The organism is Actinoallomurus acanthiterrae (assembly GCF_054775715.1).
In genome coordinates this window covers 2,212,746-2,228,674 of sequence record NZ_BAAHCO010000001.1, presented here as the reverse complement: position 1 = coordinate 2,228,674, position 15,929 = coordinate 2,212,746, and the positions used below count along the sequence as shown (strand labels likewise).

Sequence of the window (15,929 nt, the reverse complement as noted above, 5' to 3'; positions counted from 1 at the left end):
CTGTCAGCGCTTGTCGCGCTGTCCTTCGGCGAGCGCGCGGGTGAGTTTGTCCGCGCCGCCCCGCCGCTGAATCCTGGCGAACAGTCCCGGAGCCAAAGCGCCGAGCGTCACCCCGACACGGACGGGCAGCGGGGCCACGTCGAGCTCGGCGCGGTCGCGCTCGATGGCACGGGTCACGGCGCGGGCGACGTCCTCGGGCGAGCTGGTGCCCACGCCCGGCGGCAGGTCCACCCCGGCGTCGGCGAACATCCCGGCGTCCCGGATGAATCCCGGGTAGATCGCCGAGACGCCGACGCCGTGCGGGTGCAGGTCCTCGCGCAGGCCGAGGGCGAGACCGCGCAGCCCGAACTTGGTCGCGTTGTACAGCGCCGTGCCTCCCGACGCGACCTTGCCCGCGATCGACGAGACGAAGACCAGCTGCCCATGCCCGCGCGAGGTCATCTGCTCGGCCGCCAGGCGGGCCATGACCATCGGCACGCGCAGGTTGACGTCCAGCACACGGTCGATGTCCTCGACGGAGAAGTCGGTGAGGGGCCCACTGGCGGGCAACCCGGCGTTGGCGACAAGGATGTCGACCGGCCCGGCCTCCTCCAGCACGCGGACGGCTCCGTCCCGGTCGGTGAGGTCGGCGACGATCGCCCGGCCGCCGAGCTCCCCGGCCAGAGATTCGAGCACGTCGGCGCGGCGGCCGGTGAGGACCACCGACGCGCCGCGGCCGGCGAGTTCGCGTGCGATGGCCTGGCCGATGCCCCCGGTCGCCCCGGTGATGAGGGCGGTCGCCTTATCGATCTTCATGCGGGCATCGTGCCACGTCAGGCCGTTGTCTCCACGGATGTCGCGGCGCAGCGGGCCCGTGCCTCGTCGATCATCCGGTACCGCACGCCGTACCGGAGCGTGCGGATGAGGGCGTGGCCGGCGATCCGGGTCGCGTGCGGCAAGGGCGGGCGCGCGTCGAGGAGGGTGAGCGCCCAGTCCGGGAGCAGGCCGGTCGCGACGCGGGCGAGGAGCGCGCTGGACATCCGCGTCGCGGGGCTGCCGCCCTTCGGCCGGCGCAGGAACTCGACGGCCTGGAGCACCTCCTCGCTGACGGTCAGGCGGGGTCGCACGGCCGTGAAGTAGTCCTCCGCCTCGGCGAGCGTCCGGGGCGAATCGGGCGCGCCGAGCATCTCGTTGATCACGGCGTACTCGGCGAAGTACCGGTCGAGGTCGCGGCCCCGCAGCGGGTGCGGATGGTACGCGACGTGGGCGCGGGCGACGGAGTACGCCTGGGTGATCCCGACCCAGACGATGTCGTCCGGGTCGGTCGCGGAGAAGGTGCGGCCGTCGGGCATCGCGCCCTGGACCCGCTGGTGCATCGCCCGGACCGTGCCGGAGAGCCGCTCCGCGACGGGCGTCGAGCCGTACGTCATGCCGAGCACGAACGACGCGGTGAAGCCGAGCCGTTTGATCGGGTCCTGAAGATAGTCGGAGAAGCGGTTCGTGCCGTGGGTGACGGGCTCGTTCAGCGTGCCGAGGATGAGTCCGGAGACGCCGCCGAGGACGGCGGAGACGTCGCCGTGGACGTGCCAGATCGCCGAGTCCGGGCCGAATAGCCCCGGGTCGCCGGGCGGGTCGGTGTACTGCTCACCCGGCAGGTGCGCGGCGGCCAACATCGCCCAGTAAGCCTCGTCGATTGACGTACGCGGATTCATCCGGCCTCCTCGGGACGTGACGACCACGTTACGCTGTTTGCGACAAGAAGCAATATTCGTATCATGTGTCGCGTCTCACGGGACCGGTACCCTGCGAGGCATGCCGCAGGCCACCACCGACGTCCGGGAACGGGTCGTCAACGCCGCCGAGCACTGCTTCGCGCGCTACGGCGTCGGCAAGACGACCGTCGAGGACATCGCGGCCGCGGCGGGACTGTCCCGGGCGACCGTCTACCGCAGCTTCGCCGGCGGGCGCGACGAGGTGATCCTCGCCGTCCTCCTCCGCGACATGCGCCGCTTCCTCGACCGGCTCGCCGCCCGGCTCGGCACGCAGACCTCGGTCTCCGACGGCATCGTCGAAGGGGTCGTCGACGCGGTCGCCTTCGTGCGCGGCGAGCCGCGGGTGGCGGCCCTGCTCACCCCGGAGGCCGCCGGGCACACCCAGACCGCCATCGCCGGGGCCGCCGAGCACGTCCTGCGCCTGTGCGCCGACCGCGTGCGGCCGTACTTCACGATGGCCCAGCGTGAAGGTCTGCTCCGCGCGGACATTACCGTGGACGGCGCGGTGGAGTTCCTCTTCCGGATCATCTCCTCGATGATCGCCCTCCCCCGCGACGGGGACCCCCGGGAGTTCCTGCGCACCTATGTCGTCCCCGCCCTCGTAGAGAGCAGATAGATGTCCGATGTAAGCGCGGTGCGGTCCGCCGTACGGCCCAGCCCGGCGTTCCTCTTCGTCCTCGGCCTGTTCGCGCTGTCCGGCCTCGCGGTCTGGCGGTACGGCATCAGCCCGGATCGGACCGCCCGGGTGTTCCTGTTCCTGTTCGTCGTCAGCGGCTGGATCGTGTCGCTCTGCCTGCACGAGTTCGGGCACGCGTTCTTCGCCTACAGGTCGGGTGACCGGAGCGTCGCGACCAAGGGCTACCTGACGCTCAACCCGCTGAAGTACGGCGACATCACGCTGAGCTTCCTGCTGCCCGTGCTGTTCGTGCTGCTCGGCGGGATCGGTCTGCCGGGCGGCGCCGTCTACATCGACCGCGGGGCGATCCCCGGGAAGATCCGGCACAGCCTCATCTCGGCGGCCGGGCCGATCGCCAACCTCCTCTTCGCGATCATCCTCGGCGTCGTCATCACTAACCTGGCCAAGGACCCGGCGCACCTGCTGTTCTGGACCGGCGCGGCGTTCCTGGCGTTCCTGCAGGTCACCGCGGCCGTGCTGAACCTGCTGCCGGTGCCCGGCCTGGACGGCTTCGGGATCGTCGAGCCGTACCTCCCCCGCAGCTGGGTCGCGCAGGCGGACCGGATCGGCGGCTACGCCTTCATGGCGCTGCTCGCCCTGCTGTGGATCCCCGCGGTCAACGAGCAGTTCTTCTCGCTCGTCTACCACCTCACCGACCTGTTCGGCATCGACCAGGACCTCGTCTCGGTCGGGCACGGGCTGTTCCGGTTCTGGGAGAACGTCAGCTTCGGGGGCTGACGGTCCCGTGTCCACCGTTCGGTGGACACGGGAATCACCGGACCGCCGATCCCGGACAGGCCCCGCCGCCACGACGCTGGAGGCATGAACGAAACGGCGGTGCGGGTCCGCGGCCTGCGCAAGCGATACGGCGACGTCGACGCGGTGAACGGCGTCGACCTGGACATCTTCCGCGGCGAGGTGTTCGCCCTGCTCGGCCCCAACGGCGCGGGCAAGAGCACCACGGTCGAGATCCTCGAGGGACACCGGCGGCGGACCGGCGGAGACGTCTCCGTCCTAGGGACCGACCCCGGGAGGCCGACGCGGGAGTGGCGCTCCCGGCTGGGCGTCGTGCTGCAGACCTCGAACGAGCAGCCGGAGCTGAGCGTCCGGGAGATCGTCCGGCACTTCGCGGGCTACTACCCCCGTCCCCGGGACGTCGACGAGGTGATCGAGGCGGTCGGCCTCACCGAGAAGGCCGGGGCGCGGCTGGCGCACCTGTCCGGCGGCCAGCGCCGGCGGGTCGACGTGGCGCTCGGCATCGTCGGCGCACCGGAGCTGCTGTTCCTCGACGAGCCGACGACCGGGTTCGACCCGGACGCGCGCCGGCAGTTCTGGAAGCTCATCGAAGGGCTCGCGGGCGGCGGCACGACCATCCTGCTGACCACCCACTACCTGGACGAGGCGGAGGCGCTCGCGGACCGCGTCGGCGTCATCGCGGACGGCCGGGTCCTCGAGGTCGGTACACCAATGGAGCTGGGCGGCCGGGCCACCGCGACCGCGCGGGTCGGCTGGCTCGGTCCGGAGGGGCGGCAGTCCATCCGGACCGACTCCCCCACGCAGGTGGTGGCCGAGCTGAGCCAGAAGTTCGGCGGCGAGGTGCCGGAGCTGACCGTCGCCCGTCCCACCCTCGAGGACGTCTACCTCACGATGATCGGAGAAGACCGTTGACCGCGCAGACCATGCCGTCCCCCGTACGGATCGGGCTGTCCCGGGGCGCGCTCGAGCTGAAGGCGTTCTTCCGGGAGAGATCGGCCGTGGTCTTCACGGTCGCGATGCCGATGATTCTCATGCTGATCTTCGGCACCATCTTCAAGGGCAAGGTCCGCGGCACGGACGTGGACTTCCGGCAGTACTTCGCGGCCGGGATCATCGCGAGCGGCATCATGTCGACGACGTTCGTGAGCCTGGGCGTCGCCATCGCCCAGGAGCGCGACGACGGAACCCTCAAGCGGCTGTACGGCACGCCGATGCCCAAGGCGGCGTACTTCATCGGCAAGGCCGTTCTGGCGCTGGCACTGTCGGTGCTGGAGACCGCGGTCCTGTTCGTTCTCGGGAACGTCCTGTTCGGCCTGAAGCCTCCGAGCACGCCGGAGCGCTGGATCACCTTCGCCTGGGTCTTCGTGGCCGGGGTCATCGTCTGCACCCTGCTCGGCATCGCCGTCAGCAGCGTCCCGCGCTCGGGCCGCGCCGCCGCGGCCGTGCTCAACATGCCCTACCTCGTCCTGCAGTTCATCTCCGGCGTGTACTTCCCCTACAACGAACTGCCGTCGGGTGTGCAACAGGCAGGCGCGCTCTTCCCGCTCAAGTGGATGAGCCAGGGCCTGCGGTCGGCGCTGCTCCCGGACACGCTGTTGCCCGCCGAGCCCGTGCACGCCTGGGAGCACGGGCGCACCGGACTGGTGCTGGCGGCCTGGGGTGTCGCAGGCTTGACCCTGTGCCTGACGACATTCCGCTGGAAACGGCGCCGCGACGGATGACGACCAAGGACGCGTGGGACTGGGGACTGGGCCGCTGGGAGGCGTACTTCGGCCTGGTCCTCGTCTCCACGCTCATGTACGTGCTGGCGGTCGAGCCGGCGAGCAGGAGCGCACCGACCATCGCGCTCCTGCTCGCCCTGGTGCCGTGGTATCTCCTCCTCGGCCGCCGGTTCCTCGGGCGGGACCGCCCCGGCCCGATGCTGTACGTCTATGTGGCCGGGATGATCGCGCTGTGCTCCGCGGCGGCGCTCGTCGCACCGGAGAGCTCGCTCGTGCTGTTCGCCGCGTCCCCGCAGTGCTTCATGCTGATGCGCTGGCAGCACAGCGTCGCCGCGCTGGTGCTCCTCAACGCCGTCCCCGCGCTGCGGTTCCTCCGCGGCGACCCGGACGCCGGTTCGATCGCGGTGTTCCTGGTCTGGACGGTGGTGGTCATCGGCTTCTCGGGGTTCTTCGGGCTCTGGATCGAGCGGATCATCGAGCAGAGCACGGAGCGCCGGGAGTTGATCGCGCAACTGGAGACGACGCGGGCGGAGCTGGCCGAGGTCAGCCGGGAGGCCGGCGTGATGGCCGAGCGCGAGCGGATGGCCGCGGAGATCCACGACACGCTCGCGCAGGGCTTCACGAGCATCCTGATGCTGCTGCAGGCGGCCGACGCGTACGTCCTGCGCGACCCGGAGGCGGCGCGGCGGCAGGTCGGCCTGGCGGCGCGCACCGCGCGGGAGAACCTCGCCGAGGCCCGCGCGCTGGTGGCCGCCCTGCCGCCCGCGCCGCTCGGCGAGTCGTCGCTGGACGAGGCCGTCGGACGCCTGGCGGAGCGGCTCCGCGAGGAGGTGGGGGTGACGGCCGACTACACGCTGGCCGGCGAGCCGCGACGGCTGACGGCCGGCGCCGAGGTCGTGCTGCTGCGCGTCGCCCAGGAGAGCCTGGCCAACGTCCGCAAGCACGCGAAGGCCGACCGGGTCGAGGTCGGCCTGGCGTACGCGGCGGAGTCGGTGCGCCTGGAGGTACGCGATGACGGCGTCGGTTTCACGCCGGGCGCGTCGAGCGGGTTCGGGCTGCACGGCATGCGCGAACGCGTCGGCCAGGTCGGCGGCACCCTCGACGTACGGAGCGAGCCCGGAGCGGGGACCGCGGTCGTGGTGGAGGTGCCGGCATGATCAAGGTGTTGCTGGTCGACGACCACCCGGTCGTCCGTGAGGGACTGCGCGGCATGCTGTCGGCCGAGGACGACCTGACGGTCGTGGCCGAGGCCGGGGGCGCCGGCGAGGCGGTCGCGGCGGTACGGGCGCACGAGCCGGACGTCGTGCTGATGGACCTGCGCATGCCGGGCGGGGACGGCGTGGAGGCGACCGCGCGGGTGCTGGTCCAGCGCCCGCAGACCCGCGTCGTCGTGCTGACGACGTACGACACGGACGCCGACATCCTGCGCGCCGTCGAGGCGGGCGCCGCCGGCTACCTGCTCAAGGACGCCTCGCGGCACGACCTCGCGCAGGCCGTACGCGCGGCGGCGCGCGGCGAGACGGTCCTGGCCCCGTCGGTGGCGGCCAAGCTCGTGTCCCGGATGCGCTCGCCGGTGGAGCTGTCGCGCCGGGAGATCGACGTGCTGCGACTCGTCGCCCGCGGCCGTACGAACGCCGAGATCGGCAGGGAACTGCTGATCAGCGAGGCGACCGTGAAGACGCACCTGCTGCGGGCGTTCGGCAAACTCGGGGTCTCCGACCGGACCGCCGCGGTGACCGCGGCCATCGAACGCGGCATCCTCCCCTCCCCAGGGCGCGATTAGGACCAGGTCTTCTGGTAGTCCGGCGTCCACCTGCCACGCTCGGCCCGCCGTACGCTCTCCCGGGTGGACGGCGGGCGCGCGCCGGCAACGTTCCGTACCGGTCCCACTCGGCGCGTGAGCGATAGATTACGGAGAAACCGAACCTCGTTATGGACCGGGTGACGCCGATGACCGCGACTGCGAACGAGAAGACCGCCGAGACGTTCCGTTCCCTCAACCCCGCGACCGGCGAACTCGTCGGCGAGCACCCGGTCCACGACGAGGTCGCGGTCAACGCGGCCATCGAGCGCGCCCGCTCGGCGCAGATCTGGTGGGCGGGCCTCGGCTGGAAGGAGCGCAGGGTCCGGCTCCTGAACGTCAAGGGCGCCCTGACCCGCGCCCTCAACCGTGTGGCGACCGCGATCCACCGAGAGACCGGCAAGCCGGTGGCGGACGCCCAGCTCGAGACGGTCCTGGCGATCACGCACCTGGACTGGGCCGCGCGTAACGCCCAGAAGGTCCTCGGCCCGCGCGGCGTCTTCCCGGGCATCGTCGCCATCAACCAGAAGTGCGTCCTGGAGTACCAGCCGCTCGGCGTCGTCGGCGTGATCGGCCCGTGGAACTACCCGCTCTTCACGCCCGTCGGCTCCATCGTGTACGCCCTGGCGGCGGGCAACGCGGTGGTCTTCAAGCCCTCGGAGTACACCCCGGGCGTCGGCCTGCTGCTCGCCGAGATCATCTCCGAGGTCATCCCGGAGGAGCCGGTCTTCCAGGTCGTGACCGGTTTCGGCGACACCGGCGCGGCGCTCGCCCGCGGCGCGGTCGACAAGATCGCCTTCACCGGGTCGTCGCCGACGGCCCGCAAGGTCATGGCGGTCTGCGCCGAGCGCCTCACCCCCATCGTCGCCGAGTGCGGCGGCAAGGACGCGTTCATCGTCGACACCGACGCCGACCTCGACGACGCCGCCGACGCGGCGCTGTGGGGCGCGATGTCCAACGCGGGCCAGACCTGCGCCGGCGTCGAGCGGGTGTACGCCGTCGACGGCGTCTACGACGCCTTCGTCGCCCGGCTCACCGCGCGGGCCCGGACCCTGCGGCCCGGCGAGGACCGCACCGCCGCGTACGGCCCGATCACCATGCCGGGCCAGCTGAACGTCATCCAGCGGCACGTCGACGACGCGCTCGCGCGGGGCGGCCGGGCCGTCGTCGGAGGTGCCGACGCGGTGAAGGAGCCCTACGTCGAGCCGGTCATCCTCGTCGACGTCCCGGACGACTCGGCGGCGGTCTGCGAGGAGACGTTCGGCCCGACCATCACCGTGCACCGGGTCAAATCCGTGGACGAGGCCATCACCCGCGCGAACGCCACGCCGTACGCCCTCGCGGGCGCGGTCTACTCCAGGAGCCGCTCGACGGCCATGGACGCGGCGCGCCGGCTGCGCGGCGGCATGACCTCGATCAACGCGGTGATCGCCTTCGCGGCCGTCCCGGCCCTGCCGTTCGGCGGGGTGGGCGACTCCGGCTTCGGGCGCATCCACGGCGCCGACGGCCTGCGGGAGTTCGCCCGCTCCAAGGCCATCACCCGGCAGCGGTTCGCCCCGCCGATGAACCTTACGTCGTTCCAGCGCACCGACAAGGACATGGCCAAGCTGCTGCGGCTCGTCGGCCTGCTGCACGGCCGCCGCTACCGCTGAGAGCGCTCGCCCACCGATCGTGCATGCCGCCGCGCGGTGTCGCCTCGCAAGGCGTACCCGCGCCGTGCGGGCAGGTTCGCCGGGCGGCGCCGGGTGCTCACCAGTCGTGCATGCCGCCGTCGGTCAGCCGCGCAACCGGCAGGTACTTCGGGTCGTATGGGTAGCGCCGCGCGGCCTCCTCGTCGACCTCGACGCCGAGACCCGGCCGGTCCGACAGCCGCAGCATGCCGCTCTCGTACCGGTATCCCCAGTCGAAGACCTCACCGGCCGGGTCGCGGTGGCCCATGTACTCCTGGATCCCGAAGTTCGGGATCGCCAGGTCGAGGTGCAGGTTGGCGGCCAGGCCGACCGGTGAGACGTCACCCGGGCCGTGCGAGCCGGACCGGACGCCGTACAGGTCGGCCAGGTCCATGATCCGGCGCACGTGGGAGATCCCGCCCGCGTGCGTGACGGAGGTCCGGATGTAGTCGATGAGCCGCTCGGTGATCAGCTGCCGGCAGTCCCAGATCGTGTTGAACACCTCGCCGACCGCCAGCGGCGTCACCGTATGCGAGCGGATGAGACGGAACGCCTCCTGGTCTTCGGCCGGGGTCGCGTCCTCCAGCCAGAACAGACGGTACGGCTCCAGCGCGCCGCCGAGCCGGGCCGCCTCGATCGGGGTGAGCCGGTGGTGGACGTCGTGCAGCAGGTGAAAGCCGTATCCGAACTCCTCCCGGACCCGCTTCATCATGGTCGGGACGAAGTCGAGGTACGCGGCGGTGTTCCAGATCTCCTCCGTCGGCAGCGCGCCGGAGGCGGGCTCGTAGATCTGCGGGCCCGTATTCATGCCGTACGTGGAGTCCGTCCCGGGGATCTTCGCCTGTACGCGCACGGCGGTGTACCCGAGCTCAAGGTGTCGTGCGACGTCGGCGAGGAGGCCGTCGACGTCCGCGCCGCTGGCGTGCCCGTAGACGGTGAGCGCCTCCCGGGCCCTGCCGCCGAGCAGCTCGTACACCGGCAGGCCCGCGACCTTTCCCTTGATGTCCCACAGCGCCTGGTCGACCGCGGAGATCGCGGTCATCGTGACCGGGCCCCGCCGCCAGTACGCGCCCTTGTAGAGGTACTGCCAGGTGTCGCCGATCCGGGAGGCGTCCCGGCCGGCCAGCAGCGGCAGCACGTGCTCGCTCAGGTAGGCGGCGACGGCCAACTCGCGGCCGTTCAGGGTGGCGTCGCCGTAGCCGACGAGGCCGTCGTCGGTCACCAGCTTGAGGGTGACGTAGTTGCGGCCCGGGGCGGTGACGATGACCCGGGCGTCGGTGATCTTCATGCACTCTCCGGGTCGAGCAGCAGTTTCATCGCGGTCCCCGCCCGCAGCCGTTCGACGGCCTTGGCGGCGTCGCGCAGCGGCACGACCTCGGTGACGAAGCGGGACACGTCGACGCGGCCGGACGCGATCAGCTCGATCGCGGCGAGGATGTCCTGGCGGGTGTAGATCCGCGTCCCGACGAGCGTCAGCTCGGCGAACATGATCGATAGCAGGGCGGTCGGCTGCGGCGCCGGAGGGTACGCCCCGACGAGGACGATCCGCCCGCTCGGCCGCGACCAGGAGGTGATCTCGGGAGCCGCCGCCGGGTGCCCGGTGGCGTCGAAGACCACGTCGGCCGTTGGTGCGGCACCGCCCTCGACGACGGTCAGGCCGAGCGCCGCCGCCTGCTCCCGGCGGAACGCCGACGGCTCGGACACGGTCACCTCGACCGCCCCGGCCATGCCCGCGAGCAGGCCCACGATGCAGCCGATCGGGCCCGCGCCGATGACGTGCACGCGGTCGCCGAGACGCACCTCGCCCCGCCGGACGGCCCGGACGCCGACGGAGAGGGGCTCCACCAGGGCGGCGTCGACCAGCCGCATCCCGGGTGGCAGCGGGTACAGCCCGTAGTCCGGCACGACCACCTCCGGGCAGGCGCCCCCGGGGTAGTCGATGCCGACCGACGTCAGGGACCGGCAGATGTGCACCAGGCCGCGCGCGCAGGCGTCGCAGACGCCGCAGTGCACCATCGGGTTGACGAACACCGGCGTGCCCGCCGGCAGTCCCGCGGCCGGTTCGTCGAGCGTGCCGACGAACTCGTGGCCGATGACGGTGCCCGGCCGGGCCCGAATGTGCTCCCCGGCCAGGATGTGCAGGTCACTGCCGCACAGCCCGGTGTACCCGACGCGTACACGGGACCAGCCCTCACGCGTCTCCGGCCGTGGCACCTCGACGACGGCCGCGTCGGTGCCGCCCTCCCAGATCAACGCCGGAAGTGTCGTCATGATTCGCTCCCAATATCCGATGTCGCCGCGCGTACGCCGCCCTTGCGCAGGACGCCGAGGAGGTCTCCGACGGCGGTGACGAAACGGGGGTCCGCCGTGCTGCCGCCGCCGAGCAGGCGTTCGTCGGCGAGGGCCGCGCGGGCCAGGTGCTCCGGCCCGGACGTGCGCTCCGTCAGGGCTGTCAGCCGGTCCGCCGCCGGGTCGGTCGCCCGGCCGACGGCCGGGGCGGTGACGCTGCCGGGCTCGCCGACGGCGCGGATCCAGGCGGCGACGAGGAGGGCGAGCGCCCGGGGCGCTCGCCCGTGCTCCAGGTGCCAGGAGACGGCCGCGGGCACGCGCTGGGCGAGCTTCAGCGAGCCGTCCGAGCCGACCTGCCGCGTCAGATGGCCCAGCGGGCGGTTGGCGAAGCGCTCGAACAGGTCGTCGCGGTAGTGGTCGAGGTCGAATCCGGCGGGGACCGTGACCGTGGGCCGGTACTCGTCGCCGAGCCGCCACGCGGCCGTCGCGATCGGCTCGTCGGCGACCGCGTCGGCGATGAGCGGGTGGCCGGCGAGCATGCCGAGGTAGGCCAGCAGCGAGTGGGTGCCGTTGAGGAACCGCACCTTGATGGCCTCGTAGGCGGCGACCTCGTCGGTGAAGATGGCCCCGGCCCGTTCCCAGGCGGGACGCCCGGCGGCGAAGCGGTCCTCCATCACCCACATCCGGAAGGGTTCCGCCGGGACCGGGACACGGTCGTCGAACCCCGCCGCTGCCGCCTGCGCCCGGTGCTCGTCCGTCGTCGCCGGGACGATGCGGTCCACCATCGTGTTCGGGAACGTCACCGCGTCGAGGTAGCGCGCCAGCGTCTCGCCGTCCGGCCCGGGCAGGGCACCGGCGAACTCGGTCAGCAGGCCCCGCAGGAAGGCGCCGTTCGCGGCGAGGTTGTCGCAGCTGAGCACGGTGAGCGGTGCGCCGTCCCCCTGGGCGCGGCGCAGGAGGCCGCGGGCGAGCCGGCCGACGGTCGTCCGCGGCTCCGGGTCCCGCAGGTCGTGGGCGACGCCGGGGTCGTCCAGGTCGAGCCGCCGGCTGCCCGGCAGGAAGGTGTAGCCCTTCTCGGTGACGGTGAGGGTGACGAGCGCGGTGCCCGGGTCGGCGAGCAGGTCGACGACGCGGGCCGGTTCGTCGGCGGCCGTGAACGCGTCCGTGATGACGTCGATCGGGTCGATCAGGACCCGGTCGGGGGCGATCGAGAGCACGGTGTACCGCATGTCCTGTGCCCGGAGGGCGGCCACGACGTCCCGGCTCGCGGTGGCCACACCGGTGATCGCCCACGACTCCGCCGGGTCCTGGGCGTCCGCCGTGTAGACCGCCTGGTGGGCGCGGTGGAAGTTGCCCAGGCCGAGGTGGACGATCCGGCGGCCCGTACGGGCCGCCGCACCGTGCCGTACCGCGTCGGAAGTCAGGTCGCCACCTCCGGGCCCGCCTCGCGGACCGTCGTCGCGGATTCCTCGCTGCCGTTCTCCTGCTCAACGTAGCCGTACACCTCGGGGAGGATGTAGGTCGCGGCGAGGTAACCGGTCAGAGAGATCAGCGAGACGACGACCGTGGCGAGCGGCACGCCCAGGTGGTCGAACAGCACGGGGAATCCGTAGATCGTGAGGAACGCCGCGAGCTTGACGAAGATGTAGCCGAACCCGGACGCCGTCGCCTTGTAGCGGGTGGGCGCCACCATCGACGCGATCGTCATGCCGTTCGAGGCGTCCCAGTAGTGGCCCCACATGAGGCCGGCCGCGGCGATCGGGACGAGCCACTTCCACTCGAGGTGGAGGAACAGCGCCGCGAGCAGCAGCGAGACGAAGGCCATCCCGAAGCCCCAGCGGGCCACGCCCCGGTGTCCCAGCTTGGGCGTCACGATCGGTGCGACGAAGCCGCTGATGGTGGCGACGACGTAGATCGCGCCGGTGACGAAGTTGGTCGCGCCGACTCCGGAGACTCCGGTGAGCACGAGGATGGTCGGCAGGTAGAACGCGAACGCGGCGAACTCCGCGCCCTGCATGGCGTTGGAGATCCAGGCGAAGATGCTGGCCCGGCGGCGCGTGCGGTCGTTCCAGATGCTCTTGAGGAAGTCGCTCGTACGGGGCCGGTCGATCTCGTGGTCCTCGTCCGGGAGCATCTCCAGCGGGTCGCCGAACATCTCCATCGAGACCTTCTTGGCCTGCCGGAACCTACCCCGCTGGATGAGCCAGAGGGCCGTGTCCGGCACGTGGAGCCGGCCGAGCAGCAGCACCAGGGCGGGCAGCGCGCCCAGGGCGAGGCCGACGCGCCACAGGAGGCTGTGGTCCATGCCCGCCAGGTACATAACGGTGATGACCGCGATGGCGACGACCTCGCCGATGCCGAACATCCCCTGCCAGCGGTTGCCCATCACCTCACGCTTGCCCTTGGGCATCGCCTCCATGATGTAGGCGTAGCCGGAGGAGATGTCGCTGCCGAGGGGGAACCCGAGCAGGAAGCGGATGATGACCAGCTGCCAGATGTTCGTCGCGAACCCCTGTGCGACGGCCAGGATGATGAACAGCACCATCGTGCCGATGAAGACCTTGCGGCGGCCGATCCGGTCGGCGATCCACCCGCCGAGAAAGGCACCCAGCAGCGCGCCGGCCTGAACCGCGGCCGCGGCCAGCGACAGCATGTCGGTGCTGGGGTGGAAGTCCTTCTTGATGAAGATCAGCAGGAAGGAGATCGAGTAGAGGTCCCAGGCCTCGATGAGGATCGTCGAGATCATCAACCAGCCCGTACGGCGGCCGCTGTCGGTGCCGTGACTGCTCATCACGTGGTCGACGGCGCGTCCGGACAGCCTTCGTAGCTCCGCTTGGGTGATCGCCACGCTACCTCCCGAGGCTCGATCGTTCCACTAAGTGGAACGCCATTCAGCTTTCGGATTACGGGGACGGTAGCCTCTGTTGTCACGCCCCGTCAATGGACCGAAACTCTGGATAAGGGTCACCTGTAACCGGAACGGCACCGTGAGCCTGAGGGTGGCTTAGACGCCTCACCGTCGCGCGCGGCATGGCTTCAGCCGGCTCACCATCACCCGATGGTGGGACTTAGTCGGCGCTGACCACGAACCGGCCGTGAGGATGAGGCATTGTTCCGATGCCCCACCCACCGCCTTAGGACGAATCTTGTCAATGCGAGGCCGGATCGGCCGGCTCGCATGGCAAGGAGCACGAACGATGCACCCCGACATCATCAGGGCCCTCATGGACGAGCGCGGACGCGAGCTGCGCGTCGTGGCGCGGCGGGAGAACCGGGTCCGCCGCCTCCTGCGCGGCCGTACGCGGTGACCGCGCGGCGTACGTGGTGACCGCACGGATCTCCGCAGGGATCTGTGCGCCCACGCTGAGTCCCGCCCGTACAGGCGCCCTCCATCCGGGCGGGGCTCAACGTGGACGCACAGCTCACCGAACGCGGAGACGCGCCGCCGGTCGATCCGGCGGCGCGGAACACTCCTCAGTACGCCACCGGCTCACCCGGCGGCGCGAAATCCTCCTCAGTGCGCCCTCGGCTCACCCTGCGGCGCGAACGACCAGGCTCCGGTCAGGCGAACTCGACCTGGGGCAGCAGCGGGCCGCCGGCGATGAGGTCGGCGGCCCGTTCGGCTATCGCGATCGTCGGGGCGTTGGTGTTGCCCCGGGGCACCGCGGGCATGACCGACGCGTCGACGACGCGTAGCCCGTCCACGCCGCGCACCCGGAGTTCGGGATCGCACACCGAGTCCTCGGCCCCGCCCATCGCGCACGTGCTGGTGGGGTGGTACAGCGTCACGACCTGGCCGCGGATCCAGTCGGCCAGGTCTTCGGCCTCCTCCACGGGGGCGTACTCGCCACCGGTCATGCGGGCCAACGGGCCACTCGCCGCGATCTCCCTTGCCTGCCAGACTCCCTCGCGGAGAACGTCCAGATCGGCGGCCTCACCCAGGTAGTTCGGGTCGATCAGCGGTTTCCATCGCGGGTCGGTGGACTGCAAGGTCACACTGCCACGACTCGCGACGGCGACGGCGGTGGCGAACACCGAGATGATCCGCTTGTTCGGCTCGGTCAGACCCTGGTCGAGGTACGGCGTCGGCAGCACGTGGTACTGCAGGTCCGGAGCGGGCAGATCGGCCCGGGTCCGCACGAAACCACCCGCCTCAGCGACATTGGAGGCGTACGGGCCGCGGCCCAGCATCTGCCACACCAGGAGGTTGCGCATGTTGACGCTCTCCCAGATCGCTTTCTTCCTGGGGGTGTGCCACATGACGGGAACCATCGGGTGGTCCTGGAGCCCGGTGCCCACCGCGGGCAGGTCCACGACGACGTCGATGCCGAGCGAGCGCAGATGGTCGGCCGGCCCCACCCCCGACAGCATGAGGACCTTCGGGGAGTTCACCGCTCCGCCGGACAGGATGACCTCGCGCCCGGCGGCGGCGTGCTGCTCCGCTCCGCCGCGCAGGTAGACGACGCCCGTCGCCCGGCCGTCCTCGATGACCACCCGGGTGACGAGCGCGTCGGTCAGCACGGTGAGGTTGGGACGCTCCTTGGCCCGGCCGAGGTACGCGTCGGCCGTCGACCAGCGGCGACCGCGCCGCTGCGTCACCTGGTAGAAGCCCACTCCGTCCTGCTCGGCCCCGTTGAAGTCGGCGCTGGCGGGCAGGCCGAAGGCCTTCGCCGACTCGACCCAGGCGCGGGTGAGCGGATGCTTGTAGCGCAGGTCCTCGACGCGGAGCGGGCCGCCGACGCCGTGGTAGTCCGATGCCCCGCGCTGCTGGTCCTCCGCGCGCAGGAAGTACGGGAGCAGGTCGGCGTATCCCCAGCCCTTGCAGCCGTACTCGTCGCGCCAGGTGTCGAAGTCGTACCGGTGCCCCCGGATATAGATCATGGCGTTGGTCGACGAGCTGCCGCCGAGGGTCCGGCCGCGCGGCCAGTAGACGCTGCGGTCGGCCGCGTGCGGCTGCGGCGTGGTCGTGTAGTCCCAGTCGTACTGGCTCTTGAACAGCGCCGAGATCCCCGCCGGAACATGGATCTCCGGGGCGTCGTCGGGCGGCCCGGCCTCCAGTAGCAGGACCTTCGTCCCGGGGTCCGCACTGAGCCGCTCGGCGAGCACACAGCCCGCGCTGCCGGCACCGACGATGACGTAGTCGTACACGGCCGCCTCCACGCCTTGAGAGCTCTGCGCGAAACACTATCGATCACGGACGATCCCGGACAGTGCGCACGGTGACGGTCTCGATGTTCTGCGCGTACGGGCCCGGACGGAGATCCT

General features: G+C 71.4%; 14 protein-coding genes. 7 read left to right on the top strand and 7 right to left on the bottom strand.

What is annotated here, in order from left to right; genetic code table 11:
- Positions 1-3 precede the first annotated feature (3 nt).
- Together ACYVF7_RS10910 and ACYVF7_RS10905 are read right to left on the bottom strand one after the other, a co-directional pair.
- Positions 4-795, bottom strand: coding sequence for an SDR family NAD(P)-dependent oxidoreductase (locus tag ACYVF7_RS10910; protein WP_460338479.1), 792 nt, complete (start codon positions 793-795; stop codon positions 4-6).
- A gap of 17 nt (positions 796-812) precedes the next feature.
- Entirely contained in the window at positions 813-1,691 is an 879-nt protein-coding gene (locus ACYVF7_RS10905; RefSeq protein WP_460338477.1) for an oxygenase MpaB family protein, read from the bottom strand.
- 100 nt (positions 1,692-1,791) lie between these two features.
- On the opposite strand from ACYVF7_RS10905, the gene ACYVF7_RS10900 reads away from it, so the two are divergent.
- From ACYVF7_RS10900 to ACYVF7_RS10870, 7 genes are all read left to right on the top strand, one after another.
- The gene (locus ACYVF7_RS10900; RefSeq protein ID WP_460338475.1) at positions 1,792-2,367 is read left to right on the top strand and encodes a TetR/AcrR family transcriptional regulator; all 576 of its coding nucleotides are present in this window, start codon (positions 1,792-1,794) and stop codon (positions 2,365-2,367) included.
- Entirely contained in the window at positions 2,368-3,165 is a 798-nt protein-coding gene (locus ACYVF7_RS10895) for a site-2 protease family protein (RefSeq protein WP_460338473.1), read from the top strand.
- A gap of 84 nt (positions 3,166-3,249) precedes the next feature.
- Positions 3,250-4,095: an ABC transporter ATP-binding protein gene (locus ACYVF7_RS10890; RefSeq protein ID WP_460338471.1), complete on the top strand. Its 846-nt coding sequence runs from the start codon at positions 3,250-3,252 to the stop codon at positions 4,093-4,095.
- Positions 4,092-4,904: an ABC transporter permease gene (locus ACYVF7_RS10885; protein ID WP_460338469.1), complete on the top strand. Its 813-nt coding sequence runs from the start codon at positions 4,092-4,094 to the stop codon at positions 4,902-4,904. The genes ACYVF7_RS10890 and ACYVF7_RS10885 overlap by 4 nt, the downstream gene beginning before the upstream one ends.
- The gene (locus ACYVF7_RS10880) at positions 4,901-6,061 is read left to right on the top strand and encodes a sensor histidine kinase (protein ID WP_460338467.1); all 1,161 of its coding nucleotides are present in this window, start codon (positions 4,901-4,903) and stop codon (positions 6,059-6,061) included. Before ACYVF7_RS10885 ends, ACYVF7_RS10880 begins: the two co-directional genes overlap by 4 nt.
- Positions 6,058-6,687: a response regulator gene (locus ACYVF7_RS10875; RefSeq protein WP_460338465.1), complete on the top strand. Its 630-nt coding sequence runs from the start codon at positions 6,058-6,060 to the stop codon at positions 6,685-6,687. The genes ACYVF7_RS10880 and ACYVF7_RS10875 overlap by 4 nt, the downstream gene beginning before the upstream one ends.
- Before the next feature lie 167 nt (positions 6,688-6,854).
- Positions 6,855-8,357: an aldehyde dehydrogenase family protein gene (locus ACYVF7_RS10870; RefSeq protein ID WP_460338463.1), complete on the top strand. Its 1,503-nt coding sequence runs from the start codon at positions 6,855-6,857 to the stop codon at positions 8,355-8,357.
- Between the two features lie 97 nt (positions 8,358-8,454).
- On the opposite strand, the gene manD is transcribed toward ACYVF7_RS10870, so the two are convergent.
- The 5 genes from manD to ACYVF7_RS10845 form a co-directional block, all read right to left on the bottom strand.
- Complete coding sequence (gene manD, locus ACYVF7_RS10865) at positions 8,455-9,663, bottom strand: D-mannonate dehydratase ManD (protein WP_460338461.1); 1,209 nt, start codon at positions 9,661-9,663, stop codon at positions 8,455-8,457.
- A complete protein-coding gene (locus ACYVF7_RS10860; RefSeq protein WP_460338459.1) occupies positions 9,660-10,646 on the bottom strand; it encodes a zinc-dependent alcohol dehydrogenase in 987 nt (328 codons plus the stop codon). The genes manD and ACYVF7_RS10860 overlap by 4 nt, the downstream gene beginning before the upstream one ends.
- A complete protein-coding gene (locus tag ACYVF7_RS10855; RefSeq protein WP_460357861.1) occupies positions 10,643-12,037 on the bottom strand; it encodes a mannitol dehydrogenase family protein in 1,395 nt (464 codons plus the stop codon). Before ACYVF7_RS10855 ends, ACYVF7_RS10860 begins: the two co-directional genes overlap by 4 nt.
- 47 nt (positions 12,038-12,084) lie before the next feature.
- Positions 12,085-13,512, bottom strand: coding sequence for an MFS transporter (locus ACYVF7_RS10850; protein WP_460338457.1), 1,428 nt, complete (start codon positions 13,510-13,512; stop codon positions 12,085-12,087).
- A gap of 713 nt (positions 13,513-14,225) precedes the next feature.
- The gene (locus tag ACYVF7_RS10845) at positions 14,226-15,812 is read right to left on the bottom strand and encodes a GMC family oxidoreductase (RefSeq protein ID WP_460338455.1); all 1,587 of its coding nucleotides are present in this window, start codon (positions 15,810-15,812) and stop codon (positions 14,226-14,228) included.
- Between the last annotated feature and the right edge of the window lie 117 nt (positions 15,813-15,929).

Excerpts from the sequence above, each read along its gene's own strand:
- ACYVF7_RS10870 (WP_460338463.1), top strand. The coding sequence starts at position 6,855 with ATGACCGCGACTGCGAACGAGAAGACCGCCGAGACGTTCCGTTCCCTC.
- ACYVF7_RS10875 (WP_460338465.1), top strand. The coding sequence starts at position 6,058 with ATGATCAAGGTGTTGCTGGTCGACGACCACCCGGTCGTCCGTGAGGGA.
- ACYVF7_RS10895 (WP_460338473.1), top strand. The coding sequence starts at position 2,368 with ATGTCCGATGTAAGCGCGGTGCGGTCCGCCGTACGGCCCAGCCCGGCG.
- ACYVF7_RS10905 (WP_460338477.1), bottom strand. The coding sequence starts at position 1,691 with ATGAATCCGCGTACGTCAATCGACGAGGCTTACTGGGCGATGTTGGCC.
- ACYVF7_RS10900 (WP_460338475.1), top strand. The coding sequence starts at position 1,792 with ATGCCGCAGGCCACCACCGACGTCCGGGAACGGGTCGTCAACGCCGCC.
- ACYVF7_RS10910 (WP_460338479.1), bottom strand. The coding sequence starts at position 795 with ATGAAGATCGATAAGGCGACCGCCCTCATCACCGGGGCGACCGGGGGC.
- ACYVF7_RS10860 (WP_460338459.1), bottom strand. The coding sequence starts at position 10,646 with ATGACGACACTTCCGGCGTTGATCTGGGAGGGCGGCACCGACGCGGCC.
- ACYVF7_RS10880 (WP_460338467.1), top strand. The coding sequence starts at position 4,901 with ATGACGACCAAGGACGCGTGGGACTGGGGACTGGGCCGCTGGGAGGCG.
- manD (WP_460338461.1), bottom strand. The coding sequence starts at position 9,663 with ATGAAGATCACCGACGCCCGGGTCATCGTCACCGCCCCGGGCCGCAAC.
- ACYVF7_RS10890 (WP_460338471.1), top strand. The coding sequence starts at position 3,250 with ATGAACGAAACGGCGGTGCGGGTCCGCGGCCTGCGCAAGCGATACGGC.